Annotated in this window: 15 protein-coding genes; 7 read left to right on the plus strand and 8 right to left on the minus strand. The window is 72.2% G+C overall.

Annotated elements, in window-relative coordinates:
- The first annotated feature begins 364 nt into the window (after positions 1 to 364).
- The 7 genes from HJG44_RS14300 (at position 365) to HJG44_RS14330 (ending at position 5,549) form a co-directional block, all read left to right on the plus strand.
- Complete coding sequence (locus HJG44_RS14300) at positions 365 to 1,120, plus strand: ABC transporter ATP-binding protein (protein ID WP_171219068.1); 756 nt, start codon at positions 365 to 367, stop codon at positions 1,118 to 1,120.
- A complete protein-coding gene (locus HJG44_RS14305) occupies positions 1,117 to 2,649 on the plus strand; it encodes a permease (protein WP_171219069.1) in 1,533 nt (510 codons plus the stop codon). The genes HJG44_RS14300 and HJG44_RS14305 overlap by 4 nt, the downstream gene beginning before the upstream one ends.
- A gap of 59 nt (positions 2,650 to 2,708) precedes the next feature.
- Complete coding sequence (gene ccmA, locus HJG44_RS14310) at positions 2,709 to 3,305, plus strand: heme ABC exporter ATP-binding protein CcmA (protein ID WP_171219070.1); 597 nt, start codon at positions 2,709 to 2,711, stop codon at positions 3,303 to 3,305.
- Positions 3,305 to 3,961 (plus strand): heme exporter protein CcmB, encoded by a 657-nt coding sequence (gene ccmB, locus HJG44_RS14315; protein WP_171219071.1) that lies wholly within the window; start codon positions 3,305 to 3,307, stop codon positions 3,959 to 3,961. Before ccmA ends, ccmB begins: the two co-directional genes overlap by 1 nt.
- A 64-nt stretch (positions 3,962 to 4,025) precedes the next feature.
- Complete coding sequence (locus HJG44_RS14320; protein WP_171219072.1) at positions 4,026 to 4,766, plus strand: heme ABC transporter permease; 741 nt, start codon at positions 4,026 to 4,028, stop codon at positions 4,764 to 4,766.
- The gene (gene ccmD / locus HJG44_RS14325; protein ID WP_246736263.1) at positions 4,763 to 4,942 is read left to right on the plus strand and encodes a heme exporter protein CcmD; all 180 of its coding nucleotides are present in this window, start codon (positions 4,763 to 4,765) and stop codon (positions 4,940 to 4,942) included. Before HJG44_RS14320 ends, ccmD begins: the two co-directional genes overlap by 4 nt.
- 49 nt (positions 4,943 to 4,991) lie before the next feature.
- On the plus strand, positions 4,992 to 5,549 hold the full coding sequence (locus tag HJG44_RS14330; protein ID WP_430395070.1) for a DsbE family thiol:disulfide interchange protein: 558 nt from the start codon (positions 4,992 to 4,994) through the stop codon (positions 5,547 to 5,549).
- 15 nt (positions 5,550 to 5,564) lie between these two features.
- Here HJG44_RS14330 and HJG44_RS14335 read toward each other — a convergent pair whose 3' ends face one another.
- The 8 genes from HJG44_RS14335 to HJG44_RS14370 all read right to left on the minus strand — a co-directional run bounded on the left by HJG44_RS14335 (position 5,565) and on the right by HJG44_RS14370 (position 15,485).
- Positions 5,565 to 6,179: a septation protein A gene (locus HJG44_RS14335; protein ID WP_171219074.1), complete on the minus strand. Its 615-nt coding sequence runs from the start codon at positions 6,177 to 6,179 to the stop codon at positions 5,565 to 5,567.
- A 205-nt stretch (positions 6,180 to 6,384) separates the two neighbouring features.
- Positions 6,385 to 7,029 carry an RdgB/HAM1 family non-canonical purine NTP pyrophosphatase gene (gene rdgB / locus HJG44_RS14340; protein WP_171219075.1) on the minus strand — a complete coding sequence of 215 codons (645 nt, stop codon included), beginning with the start codon at positions 7,027 to 7,029 and terminating at the stop codon, positions 6,385 to 6,387.
- A gap of 72 nt (positions 7,030 to 7,101) precedes the next feature.
- Positions 7,102 to 7,971, minus strand: coding sequence for a hypothetical protein (locus HJG44_RS14345; protein WP_171219076.1), 870 nt, complete (start codon positions 7,969 to 7,971; stop codon positions 7,102 to 7,104).
- 214 nt (positions 7,972 to 8,185) lie between these two features.
- The gene (locus tag HJG44_RS14350; RefSeq protein ID WP_171219077.1) at positions 8,186 to 9,322 is read right to left on the minus strand and encodes an S-(hydroxymethyl)glutathione dehydrogenase/class III alcohol dehydrogenase; all 1,137 of its coding nucleotides are present in this window, start codon (positions 9,320 to 9,322) and stop codon (positions 8,186 to 8,188) included.
- Positions 9,323 to 9,426: 104 nt separating this feature from the next.
- Positions 9,427 to 10,584, minus strand: a complete 1,158-nt coding sequence (locus HJG44_RS14355; protein WP_171219078.1) for a polysaccharide biosynthesis/export family protein — start codon at positions 10,582 to 10,584, stop codon at positions 9,427 to 9,429.
- A gap of 223 nt (positions 10,585 to 10,807) precedes the next feature.
- Complete coding sequence (locus HJG44_RS14360; protein ID WP_171219079.1) at positions 10,808 to 12,076, minus strand: glycosyltransferase family 4 protein; 1,269 nt, start codon at positions 12,074 to 12,076, stop codon at positions 10,808 to 10,810.
- Positions 12,073 to 13,572, minus strand: coding sequence for an LTA synthase family protein (locus tag HJG44_RS14365; RefSeq protein WP_171219080.1), 1,500 nt, complete (start codon positions 13,570 to 13,572; stop codon positions 12,073 to 12,075). The genes HJG44_RS14360 and HJG44_RS14365 overlap by 4 nt, the downstream gene beginning before the upstream one ends.
- Entirely contained in the window at positions 13,569 to 15,485 is a 1,917-nt protein-coding gene (locus HJG44_RS14370) for a capsular polysaccharide export protein, LipB/KpsS family (RefSeq protein ID WP_171219081.1), read from the minus strand. Before HJG44_RS14370 ends, HJG44_RS14365 begins: the two co-directional genes overlap by 4 nt.
- Positions 15,486 to 15,653 lie beyond the last annotated feature (168 nt).

A 15,653-nucleotide genomic window follows, 5' to 3' on the forward strand; every position in this document is an offset into this window, starting at 1 on the left:
ACGGTTCAGGCCGGGCCGGATACTTGGCCCTGCTCACTCCGTGGCGGCACTTTGCGGCCGGACCGGGGCAGACGGGCGCGCGGCGCCTGTGGTTGCCGCAGCCGCATCAACCTCGGCCTCGACGGCCTGATGATCGTCCGCGTAACGATCCGTCGTCGCGATGTCTGCTTCGCGACACCTTCCGCGATCCTCGCGACCAGTCTGCCGACCTGACGGGACAGCCTGCCTCCCGCCACGCTCACGGGGAAGTCCGGGGGCTCTGTCCGCTCGCCCGGAACAGGCGCGAGGCGCGGGAATGCAGCGGGTCTCGTTCACAGCCGCCTAACCCGTCCATGCGAGGCTCGGGTCGCCTGCTGGAGCCCGCATGCCCACCGAGACAGCGCCTGCCCTCGCCATCCGGGGGTTGACCAAGACGTTCGACCGGCCGGCCGTCGACCGGCTCGACCTTACGGTCGAGGCGGGGCGCTTCTATGCGCTCCTCGGCCCGAACGGGGCCGGTAAGACGACGACGCTCAGGATGGTGGCGGGCCTGGTCCGGCCGGACGGGGGGTCGATCCATGTCTGCGGGGTGGACGCGCTGGCGGACCCGGTCGCCGCGAAGCGGCTCGTCGCCTGGGTCTCCGACGAGCCGATGATCTACGACAAGCTGACACCGCTCGAGTACCTCGAATTCGTGGCCGGGCTCTGGAGCCTCGACCCCGCCGCCGCGCAGGCGGGCGCGCATGAGCTGATCGGCCGCCTCGGCCTGGGACTCGAGGCGAACCGCCGCTGCGAGGGACTCTCCAAGGGCATGCGCCAGAAGGTGGCGCTCGCGGGGGCGCTGATCCACGAGCCGCGCCTGATCATCCTGGACGAGCCGCTCACCGGGCTCGACGCCGCAGCCGCGCGCGTCGTGAAGGACGTACTGCTCGAGCGTGTGCGGACCGGCGCCAGCGTCATCATGACGACGCATATCCTCGAGGTCGCCGAGCGCATGGCGGAGCGGATCGGCGTCATCGCCCAGGGCAGGCTCGTTGCGGAAGGAACCCTCGACGAGCTGCGCGGCCTCGCGGGACGGGCCGGGACAAGCCTGGAGGACATCTTCCTGGAGCTCGTGGACGCGCCCGGCCTGGCCGCATGAGCCTCGGCTCGCTCGCCTGGTTCGCCCGGCACGAGCTCAGGCTCGCCTGGCGGGACGCCGCCGCCATCCTGTTCGGAGGCTCCTTGCGGAGACGGATCGCCGGGGCCGCGATTCTCTTCCTGCTGATCGCCTTCGTCCACGCCCTCGCCTTCAGCCTGGTGAGCGCCGCCCTGCGCGGCGGGATCGGACCCGATCCGCGCACCCTGACCTTCCTGACCGGTTCCGCGCTCCTCGCCTGGTGCCTGCTTCTCTCGCAGGCCATCGAGTCGGTCACCCGCGCCTTCTACGCCCGCGGCGACATGGACCTGATCCTCGCCTCGCCGATGCCCGCCGCAGGCCTGTTCGCGGTGCGGATCGCCGGGATCGGCGCAGGTGCCTCCGCCATGGCGATGCTGCTCGCCACGCCCGTGATCGACATCCTGGTCCTGCTCGACGGGCCGCGATGGCTGCTCGCCTATCTGGCGCTCGCCGCCCTGGGGCTGCTCGCGGCCGCCGTCGCGGTCGCCGTCACGGCCTCCCTGTTCCGCCTTCTCGGCCCCGCGCGGACGCGTTTCGTCGCCCAGGTCGTGGCGGCGGTCATCGGGGCGGCCTTCGCGATCTCCGTCCAGGCCGCGGCGATCCTGTCCTTCGACGATCCCTCACGCCTCGCCGTTCTCTCCTCCGAGTGGCTCGTATCGCACGCGCCTGCCTCGGACAGCTCGCTGTGGATCCCGGCGCGGGCGCTCCTCGGCGAACCCGGGAGCCTCGCCCTGCTCATTGCCGGGTCGCTCGGCCTGCTTGCGGCGGTGCTGGGGATCGTGGCGCCGCATTTTGCCTCCGACGCGGCGACCGCGGCGGGCGCGATAGCGGCCGCCCCGAAACATGGCGAGGCGAGGGCCCGCTTCCGTCGCCGCTCGCCGGCCCGCATCCTGCGCGAGAAGGAATGGACGCTGCTGCGGCGCGATCCCTGGCTCATTTCGCAGACGCTGATGCAGATCCTCTATCTGCTCCCGGCCGCTCTCCTCCTGTGGCGCAGCTTCGGCGAGGGCGGAAACGGGCTCGCCGTGCTGGTGCCGGTTCTGGTGATGGCGTCCGGCCAGCTCGCGGGCGGGCTCGCCTGGCTCGCCGTCTCCGGCGAGGACGCGCCGGATCTCGTTCGGACCGCGCCGGTCGCGCCGAGCCAGATCGTGCGCGCCAAGATCGAGGCCGTGCTCGGCGCGGTCGGGATCGCGGTCGCGCCCATCATCGTCGTGGTCTCCGCCCTCTCGCTCGAGATCGCGCTCGTCGCGGCCGGAGGCATCGCGGTCGCGGCGGCCTCGGCCACCGCCATCCAGCTCTGGTTCCGCGCCCAGGCCAGGCGAAGCCAGTTCCGCCGGCGCCAGACCTCGTCCCGCATCGCGACCTTCGCGGAGGCGTTCTCGTCCATCCTCTGGGCCTGCGCGGCCGCCTTCGCGGCGCAGGGCATCTGGCCCGTAGCCGTCCTGACGGGCGCCGTCTGCGCCCTCGCCCTCCTCGCCGTGCGGGCCATGAGCCCCCGGGCGGCGGCCTGAGACATTCGCTCCGGCGCCCGGATGCTGTATCGGGCGCGGGTCACGCCCGAGGTTCCCCGTTGCAGCTTGCGGTCGACAATCTCGCCTGCCGGCGCGCCGGCCGCCGCGTCTTCGACGGCCTGTCCTTCAGGCTCGGACCGGGCGAGGCGCTCGCGGTCACGGGCCGCAACGGCGCCGGGAAGTCGACGCTGCTCGGCGCGATCGCCGGGCTCGTCGGGCGGCATGCCGGCGAGGTCAGCGCTTCCGGGATCGGCGACCGCACGCTGGCGGAATCGCTGCATCTGGTCGGCCATCGCGACGGCCTCAAGGGCTCGCTCACGGCGGAGGAGAATCTCGCCTTCGCGGCGGCGCTCCTCGGAAGCCAGGCGCTCGCGCCTGCCGACGCTTTGGCCCGGACCGGCCTGCCCGGCGCCGCGCAGCTGCCGGTCGCGTACCTGTCCGCCGGCCAGCGCCGGCGCGTCGCCCTGGCGCGGCTGCTCGTCGCGCATCGCCCGCTCTGGCTCCTCGACGAGCCGCTCACGGCCCTCGACACGGCCGGGCAAAGCCTGCTCGCCGGCATCATGGCCGAGCATCTCGCCGGCGGCGGGCTGATCCTTGCAGCCACCCACGCGCCGCTCCCGATCGAGGGCGCAGGCGAGCTGAGGCTCGGCGCCTGATGGGGACGTTCCTGGCGCTGGTCCGCCGCGACCTCGCGCTCGCGGCGCGCGTCGGCGGCGCCGGCGGCTTGAGCCTCGTCTTCTTCCTCATGGTTGTGACCCTGATCCCGTTCGGGCTCGGGCCGGACCTGAACCTCCTCTCGCGCATCGGACCGGCGATCCTGTGGATCGCGGGCGTGCTCGCGACCCTGATCGGGCTGGACCGGCTGTTCCAGGCGGACGAGGAGGACGGCTCGCTCGACCTGATGCGGCTTTCGCCCGCCCCCTTCGAGGTGGTCGTCCTCGCCAAGGCGACCGCGCACTGGATCGCGACCGGGCTTCCCCTCGCGCTGTTCGCGCCCCTCTTCGGACTGCTCGTCGCGCTGGAGCCCGCGGCGCTCGCCCGGACGGCGCTGTCCCTGCTGGTCGGCACGCCCGCCCTCACCTTCGCGGGCGCGATCGGGGCGGCGCTCGCGGCCTCCATCCGCCGGGGCGGGCTCGTGATCGCCATCCTGGTCGTGCCCCTGATGGTGCCGCCCCTCATCTTCGGGGTCGCGGCCGCCGACCCGGCCAATCCCGGCAGCGGCCAGGCCCTGAGCATCCTGGCGGCGCTCACCCTCGCCATGGGTGCCGTCGGCTGTCTCGGCGCCGCGGCCGCGCTCAGGGGCGGCGAGTGAGGCGCGACTAAGTATGATTCCGGGTTCCATTGCGGAGAGGGGCTTCCCAGATTAGCCACCCATCATGCTGACGCGGCTCGCCAATCCTGCGACCTTCATGCGCGTGTCGGGCTATGCGCTGCCGCCGCTCGCGACCGCGGCAGCGCTGCTGGCCGCCTACGGTCTCTACCTCGCCTTCCTGGCCTCCCCGGCCGACTACCAGCAGGGCGAGACCGTGCGCATCATGTATATCCACGTCCCGGCGGCGTGGCTGTCGCTGTTCTTCTACTCGATCATGACCGTCTCCGCCCTCGGCACTCTCGTCTGGCGCCATCCGCTGGCCGACGTGTCGCAGCGCGCCGCCGCGCCCATTGGAGCGGCCTTCACGCTCGTCTGCCTCGTCACGGGCTCGCTCTGGGGCAAGCCGATGTGGGGGACGTACTGGGTCTGGGATGCGCGGCTCACCTCCGTGCTCGTGCTGTTCCTCATGTATTGCGGGATCCTGACGCTCTGGCGCGCGCTCGACGATCCCGGCCGGGCCGCGAGGGCCGTCGCGATCCTGACGCTGGTCGGCGCCGTGAACGTCCCGATCGTCAAGTTCTCCGTCGAGTGGTGGAGCACCCTCCACCAGGGCGCCTCCGTGTTCCGGATCGGCGGGCCGCTGATAGACCCGGCGATGCTGCGGCCGCTCTTCTGCATGGCGCTCGCCTTCACGTGCTTCGGCTTGGCCCTGCATCTGGCCGGCATGCGGACCGAGATCCTGCGCCGGCGGGTGCGCACGCTCACCCTGCTCCAGGCCGAGCGGCTCGAGAGGGCGGCCGCATGATGGAGGAGGCGGGCCGCCACGCCGTGTTCATCTGGTCGGCCTACGGGGCGACGACGCTCATCGCGCTCGGGCTCGTGATCCGGGCCGTGCTGGACCATCGGGCGCAGCGCCGCGCGCTGGCCCGGTTGGAGGCCGCGGGCGCGGTCCCGCCGGGGCGGAAGGCCGCCCGTGGCTGAGCTACGGGCCGCGGATGAGGCCGCCTCCGCGCAGGACGACGCGCGGCGGGTGTCCCGCATCCTCTATCTCGTCCCGGTGCTGATCTTCGCCGGGCTCGCGGCCCTGTTCATGGCCCGCCTCCACTCGGGCGACCCGTCGCGGCTTCCCTCCGCGCTGATCGGCCGGCCGGTTCCCGCCTTCGAGCTGCCGCCGGTCGAGGGGCTGCGGACCGAGGCGGGCGAGCCGGTGCCGGGACTCTCCGCCGCCTCCCTGAAAGGCGGCAAGGTCACGATCCTGAACGTCTGGGCGTCCTGGTGCGCGCCGTGCCGCATCGAGCACCCCGTGCTCATGGAGCTCGCGAAGGACGCCTCCATCCGGCTCGTCGGCTTCAACTACAAGGACAAGCCGGAGAATGCCCGCCGCTTCCTGGGCAATTTCGGCAATCCCTTCGCGGCCGTCGGGGCCGACGAGACCGGCCGCACCGCGATCGATTTCGGCGTCTACGGCGTGCCGGAGACCTTCGTGATCGGGCGCGACGGCACCATCCGCCATAAGCATGTCGGGCCGCTGACCCCGGATGCGCTGCCCGGCTTCATGGCCGAGGTGAGGAAGGCTGGCGGCAGATAGGTCCGCCCTCCCGCTTCAAGGACTGGAAGCCGGGGCGGGCTCGCGCTTGGCCTCGTGCCGGATGATCAGCGGCGTCTGCGCGAGCGCGAAGAGAACGGTCAACGGCATGATGCCGAAGACCTTGAACTTGACCCAGAAATCCGTCGTCTGCGTCCGCCACACGACTTCGTTCAGCATTGCGAGCGCGAAGAAGAAGAGCGCCCAGCGCAGGGTCAGCTTGCGCCAGCCCTCCTCGGTCAGGTCGAGCATGGAATCGAGCACGACGGCGAGGATCGGCTTTCGCCAGTACAGGCCGGCAAGGAGGATGAGGCCGAACATCGTATTCACGATCGTCGGCTTCAGCTTGATGAAGAGCTCGTCCTGGAGGAGGAGCGTCAGCCCGCCGAAGACGAGCACCACCACGCCGGAGACCAGCGGCATGACCGGCAGCCGGCGGACGAGCCAGAAATGGACGGCGAGCGCCACGGCCGTCGCGACCACGAACAGGCCCGTCGCGGCGAAGATGCGCTGCGACTCGGCGAAACCGAGCCGGTCGCCATAGGCGTTCCCGAAGAAGAACAGCACCAGCGGCCCAAGTTCGAGGGCAAGCTTCACGACAGGATTCAGGCGCGATGGCCCCGTCTCGTCCATTTTTCTCAGCGGCTCGCTCGTCCTGCAGGCATCAAGTCCGTGCTGCGTAAGCTGGAGCCGGCCGCCTGTCCATCGACGTCAGGAGTTCGAGCGTCAGCGGCCGCGGCGCCTGCCCGGCGACGGCGACCGGACAGCTGCTCCCGTCGCAGCCTTCGCAACCACATGCTCCCTCCCCTGCCCCGGACAACCTCCATGGCAAGGACAGCTAGGCGCGTTCCAGGCAGGCCCGAGACAGGGCCAGGAAGGCACGGGCCCGGTGCGAGAGGGGTTGCGGATCGGGCGAGGCCCAGTCGATGCCGTGCTTCTCCTCGGACGACATCTCCCCGAAGGTTCGGCCATGGCCGTCCGGCCGGAACATGGGATCGTAGCCGAAGCCCCTCTGCCCGCGCGGCGGCCAGACCAGCTCGCCATGGACCCGGCCTTCGAACAGCTCCTCGTGCCCGTCCGGCCAGGCGATGACGAGGGCGGAGACGAAATGGCCGCGCCGCGCCTCCGGGGCCGCCGCGCCGCGCCGCGCGAGCTCGCTCTCGATCCGCCGCATGGCGGCCGCGAAATCCTTGCCGGGCCCGGCCCAGCGGGCCGAGAAGAGCCCGGGGGCGCCGTCGAGCGCCTCGACGCAGATGCCGGAATCGTCCGCGAAGGCCGGAAGGCCGGACGCCCTCGCGGCGGCATGCGCCTTGATCGCGGCATTCTCGGCGAACATGGTCCCGGTCTCGTCCGGCTCGGGCAGGCGGAGCTCGCCGGCCGACACCGTCGCGATCCCGAAGGGCGCAAGCAGCTCGGTCATCTCGGCGAGCTTGCCGGGATTGTGGGTCGCGATCACGACGCGACCGGTCAGGGTGCGGGGCACGTCCTCTCCGGGCAGCGGGTCTGGGCCCGCCCGGAATAGGGCAGCCGGGCAGGCGAGGCCAGCCCGCTTCCGTCAGAAGGCCTTCGGCAGGTTCAGCGCCTCGCCGATGGAGCTCACGGCGTTCTGCAGGTCGCGGCCGTTCGGCAGCTTCACGCCGAGGATCTCGACCCGGTCCTCCGGTGGAGGCGCGGGCGGCGCCGCGGTCTCGTCGGCAGGCGCCGCGACGGGCTGGACGGGCTGGCGCGTCGCGATCTGCGCCGGGCGAGCCGGCCTGTCCGGTCTCGTCTCGGGGGCACGGGCGGCCGCGCGCACGGGCGCCGGCGGCGGGAGCGGAGCCGCGGTCGCGGGCACGGAGGCCGTGGAGGCGGGCTCCGACCGCGGCTCCTCCCGGGCGACTGCCGCAGCCGGTGCGGACGGGGAGACCGCCGCGACCGCCGGAGGACGCGGCGCGGGCGCGGGCACGGCGGGAATCTCGGGCCGGGCGGCCAGGACGGGAGCCTGCGGCGCCGGCGGCATGAGCTGCGGAGCGGCCGACGTGAACGTGGTCGGCAGCGGCGCCGTCGGCAGGCCGGCTGCCGGGATCACCGTCGCGGCGACCGGCTTCGGGCCCGTGGCGGCCGGCGCGGCTTGCTCCACCGGTGCGGGCCTGGTGCCGACGACCGCCGGCACGCCGTCGCGGATCTCCGGCATGTCGGGGAGGCGGCCGATGCGGATCTCGCTGCGGCGCGGCGCCTCGGGCTTGGGCAGGAAGGCGAGGCCGGACAGGCTGGACGGGAGATGGATACTGGAGACGATGGCGGCAGCTGCGCCCCCGAGGGCCGCGAGGCCGAGCGTAACGCCGCCCGCGACGAGAAGGGTCCTGCGGCTGCGGGCGGGCTGATCCGCCGCCGCGGCGCTCTGTGCTGGTCTGATGTCGGTCGGATCGATGGCGAGGTCCGCCATGCAGCGATGTCTCCGGAAGGGGGCGAAGCTCCGCACCCGAGAACCATCAGTTCCACAAAGAATCGGGCGCGAACATGTCGAGCCCGAGACCGAGTTTAGAAGCGTTCACGTTACCAGAGCCTTGCCCGGGCGCAAGTCCGCCCGGAGCCATGGGCAAGCGCCGGACCGGACGTGACGGGAAACGGGCCCGCATCCTTGGGCCCGCCGTGGCCGATCAATACACCACCACGCTCCGGATGGACTTGCCCTCGTGCATCAGGTCGAAGCCGTGGTTGATCTCATCGAGCGGCATGGTGTGGGTGATCAGGTCGTCGATGTTGATCTTCCCGTCCATGTACCAGTCGACGATCTTCGGCACGTCCGTCCGGCCCCGGGCGCCCCCGAAGGCCGTCCCCTTCCAGACGCGCCCGGTCACGAGCTGGAAGGGACGCGTCGCGATCTCGCGCCCGGCCTCGGCCACCCCGATGATGATCGATTCACCCCAGCCGCGATGGCAGCATTCGAGCGCCTGCCGCATCACGTTCACGTTGCCGGTCGCGTCGAAGGAGAAATCGGCCCCGCCGCCCGTGAGGTCGATCACGGCCTGCACGACCTTGTCCGCCCCGACCTCGTTCGGGTTGATGAAGTGCGTCATGCCGAACTTCTCGGCCATGGCGCGCTTGTCGTTGTTGAGGTCGATGCCGACGATCTTGTCGGCGCCCACCATCCGGGCGCCCTGGATGACGTTGAGGCCGATCCCGCCGAGCCCGAAGACGGCGACGTTCGCGCCGGGCCAGACCTTCGCGGTGTTGATCACCGCCCCGATGCCGGTCGTGACGCCGCAGCCGATATAGCAGATCTTGTCGAAGGGCGCGTCCTCGCGGACCTTGGCGACCGCGATCTCGGGCAGGACGGTGAAGTTCGAGAAGGTCGAGCAGCCCATATAGTGGAAGATCACGCCGTCCGTGTTGCGGGTGCCGCCGACGGCCTCGCAGCGGAAGCGGCTCGTGCCGTCCGGCATCACGCCCTGGCCCTGGGTGGCGCGGATCGCCGTGCAGAGATTCGTCCGCTGCGACAGGCAGCTTTTGCACTGCCGGCATTCCGGCGTGTAGAGCGGGATGACGTGGTCGCCCGGCTTCACCGAAGTGACGCCCGCGCCGACATCGCGGACGATGCCTGCGCCCTCGTGGCCGAGGATCGCCGGGAACTTGCCCTCCGAATCCAGGCCGGAGAGCGTGTAGGCGTCCGTGTGGCAGATGCCGGTCGCCATGACCTCGACCAGGACCTCCCCGGCCTTGGGCCCGTCGAGATCGATCGTCTCGATCGTGAGCGGCTGTCCGGCCTCCCAGGCCACGGCGGCGCGCGTCTTCATGCGGTTCTCACCCTCCCCGATCTCGGTCGGGGAGGGTGGTAGCGGCAAACCGCCGAGGGGACAACGAGCGGCCGGCGAACCCGCAGCTCGTTGCCGCCGCGTTTCTACTGCTTGGCGACGGCCGCGGCGGTAACGCCGGTCGAGACCGGGCCCGTGATGGTGCTGATGAGCGTCAGGAACTTCTGCAGCTCGACGCTGCTCGCGTTCGCGACGTAGAGCACGTCCTTGTCGCGCATCCTGAAGGTGCGGGCGAGGAAGTAGCTCTTCGGGTCGCGCAGGCTCAGCCGGTACACGACCGGGATCAGCCGCTCGCGGGCGTCGATGTCCCGCCCGGGCACGAGCTCGCGCACGACGGAGGGCGGCTCGAAGCGCAGCAGGAAGATGCCGTCCGGATCCGACCGGAAGTCGCTCAGCCCGCCCGCCTTGGCGATGGCTTCCTCGAGCGAAAGGCCGATCTTGCCAAAGGGCACGACCGTATTGGCCCCGATCGCCCCGAAGGTCGTGTAGGTCTGCGGCTCGCGCACGAGGGTGAGGATGTCGCCCGGCCGCATGAAGACGTTCTCCTGGGGGTTGGCCAGGATGTTCTCCAGCGGGACCGTGATAGTGCTGTTGCCGCGGGTGAGGCGCACGAAGGTCTCGTGGACGGTGCCGCGCACGCCGCCGGCCGTGCCGATCACGTCCATGATGCGGTCGCCGCGCGGCGAGAGCGGGATGCGGGCGCCGTTCGTCACCTCGCCCGTGACGGTGACGCTGTTCGACAGGCTCCGGGTGACCGTCACGAGCGCCTGCGGCTCGATCGCCTTGCCGGCGAGGCCCGACAGGATCACCTGTTCGACCTCGGACGGCGTCTTGCCGACGACATTGATGCGGCCGGCATAGGGAACCGCGATGGTCCCGTCCTGCGTGACCATCTGGTCCGGGATGACGGCGCTGCGCGACCCCGCGCTGAATCGGTCCGTCACGGGCGCGGAGAACAGGCCGCCGGCCGCGGCTTCCCAGACCGTGACCCGCACCTCGTCGCCGATCCCGATGCGGATCTGCGGCGCCGGGCGGTAGTCGCCGAAGCGCGCGCGGAGAGATGGCCCCTGGTACTTCGACAGGATGGCGACCGTGCGGTCGTCGACATCCACCAGGACGTAGCGCTTCTCGATCTCGTTGTCGGCCAGCTTGACGACGTCATCGCTCAGCGGCCCGGTCGAAGGCAGGGCGGAACAGCCGGCCAGCGCCAGGGCGACCCCGAGCGTCGCGATCAAAACCCTCACGCGTTCAAACCTCGTCTCGCGAATGGTGATAGCGGACCCCCGCGGGACCTTTGCCACCAAAAGCCGGCTGCGGAAAGCAGGCCCGGTTCCGGGGTGCGCATCGCGGCGGCCGTTGTCTCCGGTTTGACACACCCTGTCATCGCGGCGGATTGAAGCCGGCGCCTCAACCACTTCTTGACCATTTCAGCCCGGGCTTAACGGAATGCGAAACCCGCTCGCGCAGCTACAGCCGCGCGAGGACGTGGTTAACGATCCCGAAATGCGCATCCCAGGTCGGAGGCGCGTAGCCGTCGGGGGCCGTCCGGGCGGGACCGGCCGCGAGCTCCTCGATGGCCGCTTTCCAGCCGGGGCCGTCGAGCGGGTGCAGGTAGCGCGCGCGCTCGCCCGCGACCTCGCGGTGGACCGGGATGTCGGAGGCGAGGACGGGCGTGCCCATGCTGAGCGCCTCGGCGATCGGGATGCCGTAGCCCTCGGCGAAGGACGGCATCAGCAGCGCACGCGCCCCCGCCACGAGCCGGGCCAGGCCGCCCGTCGAAAGCCCGCTTGCCTCGAAGACATGGCCGCGGAGCGCGGGACTGCGGTCGAGGAGGTCGACCGCAGCCTCGCTCTCCCAGCCGCGCCGGCCCACGATGACGAGGGCCGGGGTCTCCGCCCCGAGGCGCCAGGCGAGTTCGCGCCAGACCTGGAGCAGCAGCAGGTGGTTCTTGCGCGCCTCGATCGTGCTGCAGATCACGAAATAGGGCCGCCCGGCGGCGTCCTGCCGGGCGGTCCGGAGGAACACCTCCTCCACCCCGAGCGGCGCGACCGTGACGGGCGGGACCGGCACGCCCTCGTCCGCGCACCAGGCCGCGAACCGCGCGCCCACCGCCTCGGAATTGACGAGCGCCGCCGCGGCATGCCGCGCCACCGTCGCCATGCGCGTGCGGTGCCGAAGATCCTCGCCGGGAACCACATATTCGGGGAAGTCGATCGGGATCAGGTCGTGGATGAAGAACACGGCCCGGACGTCGGGGCGCTTCTCCAGCCAGGCGAAATGCTCCGGGCGGTCGAGCCGGAGATGGGAGGTGTGCAGGTAGATGGCGTCGCGCGGCGCCGCCTCGGCCGGACGCCAGCTCAGGCCGGCGAGCTTGATCGCCTGGTCGGCGATCTCGTGCTTCAGCCTCGGGAGCCTGCCTGCGGCGGCGCTCCGGGTCGGACCGGGAGCGGCCGGCTCGCCGCCGAGGCGGCGCCGCAGCTCCGCCAGAACCGGGTCGCGCTCGGCCGGCAGTTCCTCGCGCCACCTGTCCGCGATCGTGCGGACGAGATTGTCGCGCGTCCGATCGGGGAGGATGCGCGGGCCGAAATGGCCGATCCCCACCGCCAGCCGGTCCGGCGCGCCGGTCAGGAAGCAGCGCGCATAGGCGAGATCCACGCGGTCGATGCCGCTCGGGCTCGGATGTTTCAGGCGCGTGAGGAGCCGGGTCGCATCGACCAGGACGGGGCGCCCGCTCATGCAGCCGCCCCCGTGCGGGCGGGCTCGGCCGAGGCGCAGAGCCGGGCGAGGAGCCGGCCGAGGCCGTCGGCCGTCATGGGGCGGGCCTCGCCGGGGCCGGCCGGCGGACCGCCGTCGAACAGGAGCACGGCGTAGTCCGTCTCCGCCTCGCGCGAGGGCTGCAGGCCGGGCAGGATCGGCGGGTGGTCGCCGAAGATGCAGAGCAGGGTGCGGGCGCGGCGGCGCGAGAGCCCCTCGATCAGGAGGCCGATCGCCGCGTCGGCATTGCGCAGGTGGCGGAGATACTGGCGGGTCGGGTCCGGCTCGTCCGCAAGCCGGCCGGCGCCCCAGGGCCCGTGGTTCTCCATGGTGATGGCCGTGATCAGCGTCCGCCCGGCGCCCTCGTCCGCCTCGGCGAGGATCGTCTCCACCATGGCTCGGTCGCTGACATAGGGGCCGAAGCGCTCGGCCGAGCCGAACCCCTCCTCGAAGACGAGGCGGTCGAAGCCGAGCCGCGGCACGACCTTGTGCCGCCCGAAGAAGCCGGCGCGGAAGGGATGGATGAACACGGTCCGGAAGCCGCGCTCCTTCAGGCGGTGGGCCAGGCTCACCGGCGCGGGCCCGCTGCGCGCGAGATAGGGGTCGAAGGCCCGGAAGCCGAGATCGGCGTCGGAGAGGCCGGTCAGCACCGCATGTTCCGTCCGCATCGTGAAGGCGCCGCAGGCCGGGACGCGCAGCGCTCCATGGAACAGCGCGCGCTCGCGGGCGCGAGCGAGGGCCGGAAGCGCGGCGTCGGACAGCCCGAACCGCACCGGGTCGAGGAAGGATTCGAACTGGATCACGATCACCAGGTCCGGATCGAGCGGCGCGGCGGCGCCCTCGGCCTCGCTCGGGACCGGGAAGGGCGCCGCGATCTGGCCGCGCCAGCGCAGCGCATAGGCGGCCAGGGTCAGGAGAAGCCCCCACCGCCCGAGATGCCGCTCGGGATCGGGATGGGGCAGGAGGCGGGCGAGCCAACGCGCGACGGGGCCGCCGGATGCGGCGCGCCAGAGGAGCGCGATCCCGCCGATCACCGCCGCGACGGCGAACAGCGATCCGGCGGGCGACAGGACCGTGTAGGCCGGCTCCAGCCAGAGCCAGGCCGCGAGCGCGGCGAGGAACAGCGCGGCGGCGACGAGGAAGGGCGGCCGGAGCAGGAAGTCCGTATAGTAGAGGTCGGGATGGCGGACGATCATCTCGATCAGGCCGAAATCCGAGAAGGCGAGGGGCTCGCCCACGAGCTGGCGCTTGCGGATGCTGATCGCCGCGAGCACCGCGACCGTGACGAGACCGGCAAGGCCCGCGAGAAGCGGGCGGCCCCAGACGCCGAGCCAGAACAGATAGAGCGCGGCGAAGACGGCGAGCCTGGCCGGGAGGGAAGTGGCCGACGGGGCCGGCGCGCCCTTCAGGACGGCGAGACGCTCGACCGCGGCGCTTGCCGCGAAGGCGGCAAGGCAGGAGAGGACAGCGAGGATCATTCGGGCCGGGCGGGGTTGCGCACGGCACCCTTCATCTGCCGCAGCAGCCTGCCGATCGGCGTCAGCAGCGCGTGCCTGGCCCTGACATAGGCGGCGCGCGCCGCGGCTCTCGCGGCCGGCTTATGCTGCGCGGCATCCCGCGCCTCCGCGAGGCGCCGCACGAGCACCTCGGGCGGGCAGCGCTGCCCGGTCGCGGGGTCCACGTAGCGCGGATAGAGAATGAGCGCGCCGGCCACGAGCTCGTCGAGGGCGAGCCGTCGCGTCCGGCGCGGCGGCGGGTCGAGATCCTCGGTCAGGCCCCATCCGGCATAGAAGGGCCGGCCGTGCACCACCGTCCGGCGCCCGCGCAGCAGGGCCTCGAAACCGGCGAGCGACGTCATGGTCTCGACCGCGTCGACCCGGTCCAGCAGGTCGACGATGGCGACGTCGCGAACCACCCGGTCGGCGAACTCCGCCATCTGCGCCGGCGAGAGCCGGCCCCGCCGGAGCCCTGCCTCGACGTCCGGATGCGGCTTGAAGACGATGAAGGCGCCGGGATTCCTGGCGCGCGCCGCCCTGAGCAGGGCGAGGTTCCCCGGCGTGCGCGGCGATCCGAGCAGCACGGAGGCGTCATCCTCGACCTGCCCCGGCACGAGCACGACCTGCCCTCCGGCGGGGAAGTCGTCCAGGCTCGCATGGCGGCCGACATTGTACTTGCTCAGCCGGAGCGCCACGACTTCGCGCCGCAGCGCCGCAGCGCGCGCGAGGACGTCCGGCCCGAACTCGGCCGTGGCGAGGATGTGCTCGAGATCGCTCTCCCGGCGCGGGTCGTAATAGATGCCGCGGGAATCGAGCACGCAGGAGGCGCCCGGCAGGAAGGCCGCCCCGAGCCCGACCGAGCGCAGGAAGCCGTCCTCCATGCGGAGCAGGGGCAGGCCGGCCTCCGCGGCGGCGGCTTCGAGCCGGGCCGGCATCCGGGTCTCCCAGGCGACGATCCGGCCGCCGGCGGCCACGGCACGCCGCACGGCGGCGCGGTCGGACCGGACCTTCACGGCCGGCCCGTCCGGGCCGTCCAGGAACCGCGCCACCTGGCCCGCCTTCCAGCGCGAGACGCCGACGCAATAGGAGCGGCGATCGTTCTCGCGGAACCGGTCGCGCTGCCAAGCGAGCTGGTCCGCCGCGGTGAGGAAGTCGGTCTCGCGCCGGGTCCAAGCGTCGAGATAGACCGGCTCGTCGAGGAAGTGGCGGGCGAAGACGGCTTCCGCCGTCCCGCCGTCGGAGAGACCGTCCAGCTCCCGCCCGGCAAGCCGGGCGAGGACGGCGAGCTCGCCACCCGGCGGGGCGTAGACGCGGCGGGCGGCATCGAGCAGCGCCCATGGGCTCACGCCAGCTACGGCGAGAGCGCCCGCATGGGCCCGCGCCACCGTGGCCGCGAGGGCGGCGGGCCGGCGCGCATCGGCCATGACGGCGAGGCGCGACCCCGGATTGTCGAGGGCCGCGCGGCGAAGGAGGGCGCGGTCCCTCGCCGATCCGGCCCCGACGAGGACGAGGCCGCGCCCGGCCGGATCGAAGGGCAGCCGGTCGCGGCCGTCGTTCCGCCAGGACAGCCGAAGCCGCCGCAGAGCGGCCAAGCCTTCGGCCGGCCCGACGCGAGAGACCCGCGGCGGACGGCCCGCGACGACGAGGCTGAGAGGAGGCGAATCGGGTCGGGGCCGGACCGAGCGGAGCGGGCCGGTGCTCACCGGACGGAACGGCACGCGGGCAAGCGTGGCGAAGCGCCGCGCGAGCATACCCGTGCCGCCCGCCCAGCCGAGCACGCCGTCCAGCCTGCCGATCGCGGCCGGCGCCCAGACGATCTCGCAGCCGAGAAGGCCGGAGATGTCGTCCCGCAGCGCCCATAGATCGCGGGACAGGATGCCGAGCCGCTCATTCATCAGAGGTCGTTGCGGAAAAGCCCGGCCGCGCGAAAAACCTGGACAACGCGAGCGTCTTTCCACATGGTCCGTCAGTTCCGGGGTGCTTAGCCGTGGCGCCCCCTGTTGGAAACATCAAAGTCTGCCCGTTATGGTCCGATCGGAAGCTCCGGGACCGAGGCACGGGCA

It is taken from the genome of Enterovirga aerilata (assembly GCF_013044135.1).
Lineage (GTDB): Bacteria > Pseudomonadota > Alphaproteobacteria > Rhizobiales > Beijerinckiaceae > Enterovirga > Enterovirga aerilata.

Bases quoted from the DNA above. Each gene is read 5' to 3' on its own strand.
- HJG44_RS14300 (WP_171219068.1), top strand. From the start codon at position 365: ATGCCCACCGAGACAGCGCCTGCCCTCGCCATCCGGGGGTTGACCAAG.
- HJG44_RS14305 (WP_171219069.1), top strand. From the start codon at position 1,117: ATGAGCCTCGGCTCGCTCGCCTGGTTCGCCCGGCACGAGCTCAGGCTC.
- ccmB (WP_171219071.1), top strand. From the start codon at position 3,305: ATGGGGACGTTCCTGGCGCTGGTCCGCCGCGACCTCGCGCTCGCGGCG.
- HJG44_RS14320 (WP_171219072.1), top strand. From the start codon at position 4,026: ATGCTGACGCGGCTCGCCAATCCTGCGACCTTCATGCGCGTGTCGGGC.
- ccmD (WP_246736263.1), top strand. From the start codon at position 4,763: ATGATGGAGGAGGCGGGCCGCCACGCCGTGTTCATCTGGTCGGCCTAC.
- HJG44_RS14335 (WP_171219074.1), bottom strand. From the start codon at position 6,179: ATGGACGAGACGGGGCCATCGCGCCTGAATCCTGTCGTGAAGCTTGCC.
- HJG44_RS14345 (WP_171219076.1), bottom strand. From the start codon at position 7,971: ATGGCGGACCTCGCCATCGATCCGACCGACATCAGACCAGCACAGAGC.
- HJG44_RS14350 (WP_171219077.1), bottom strand. From the start codon at position 9,322: ATGAAGACGCGCGCCGCCGTGGCCTGGGAGGCCGGACAGCCGCTCACG.
- HJG44_RS14360 (WP_171219079.1), bottom strand. From the start codon at position 12,076: ATGAGCGGGCGCCCCGTCCTGGTCGATGCGACCCGGCTCCTCACGCGC.
- HJG44_RS14365 (WP_171219080.1), bottom strand. From the start codon at position 13,572: ATGATCCTCGCTGTCCTCTCCTGCCTTGCCGCCTTCGCGGCAAGCGCC.
- HJG44_RS14370 (WP_171219081.1), bottom strand. From the start codon at position 15,485: ATGAATGAGCGGCTCGGCATCCTGTCCCGCGATCTATGGGCGCTGCGG.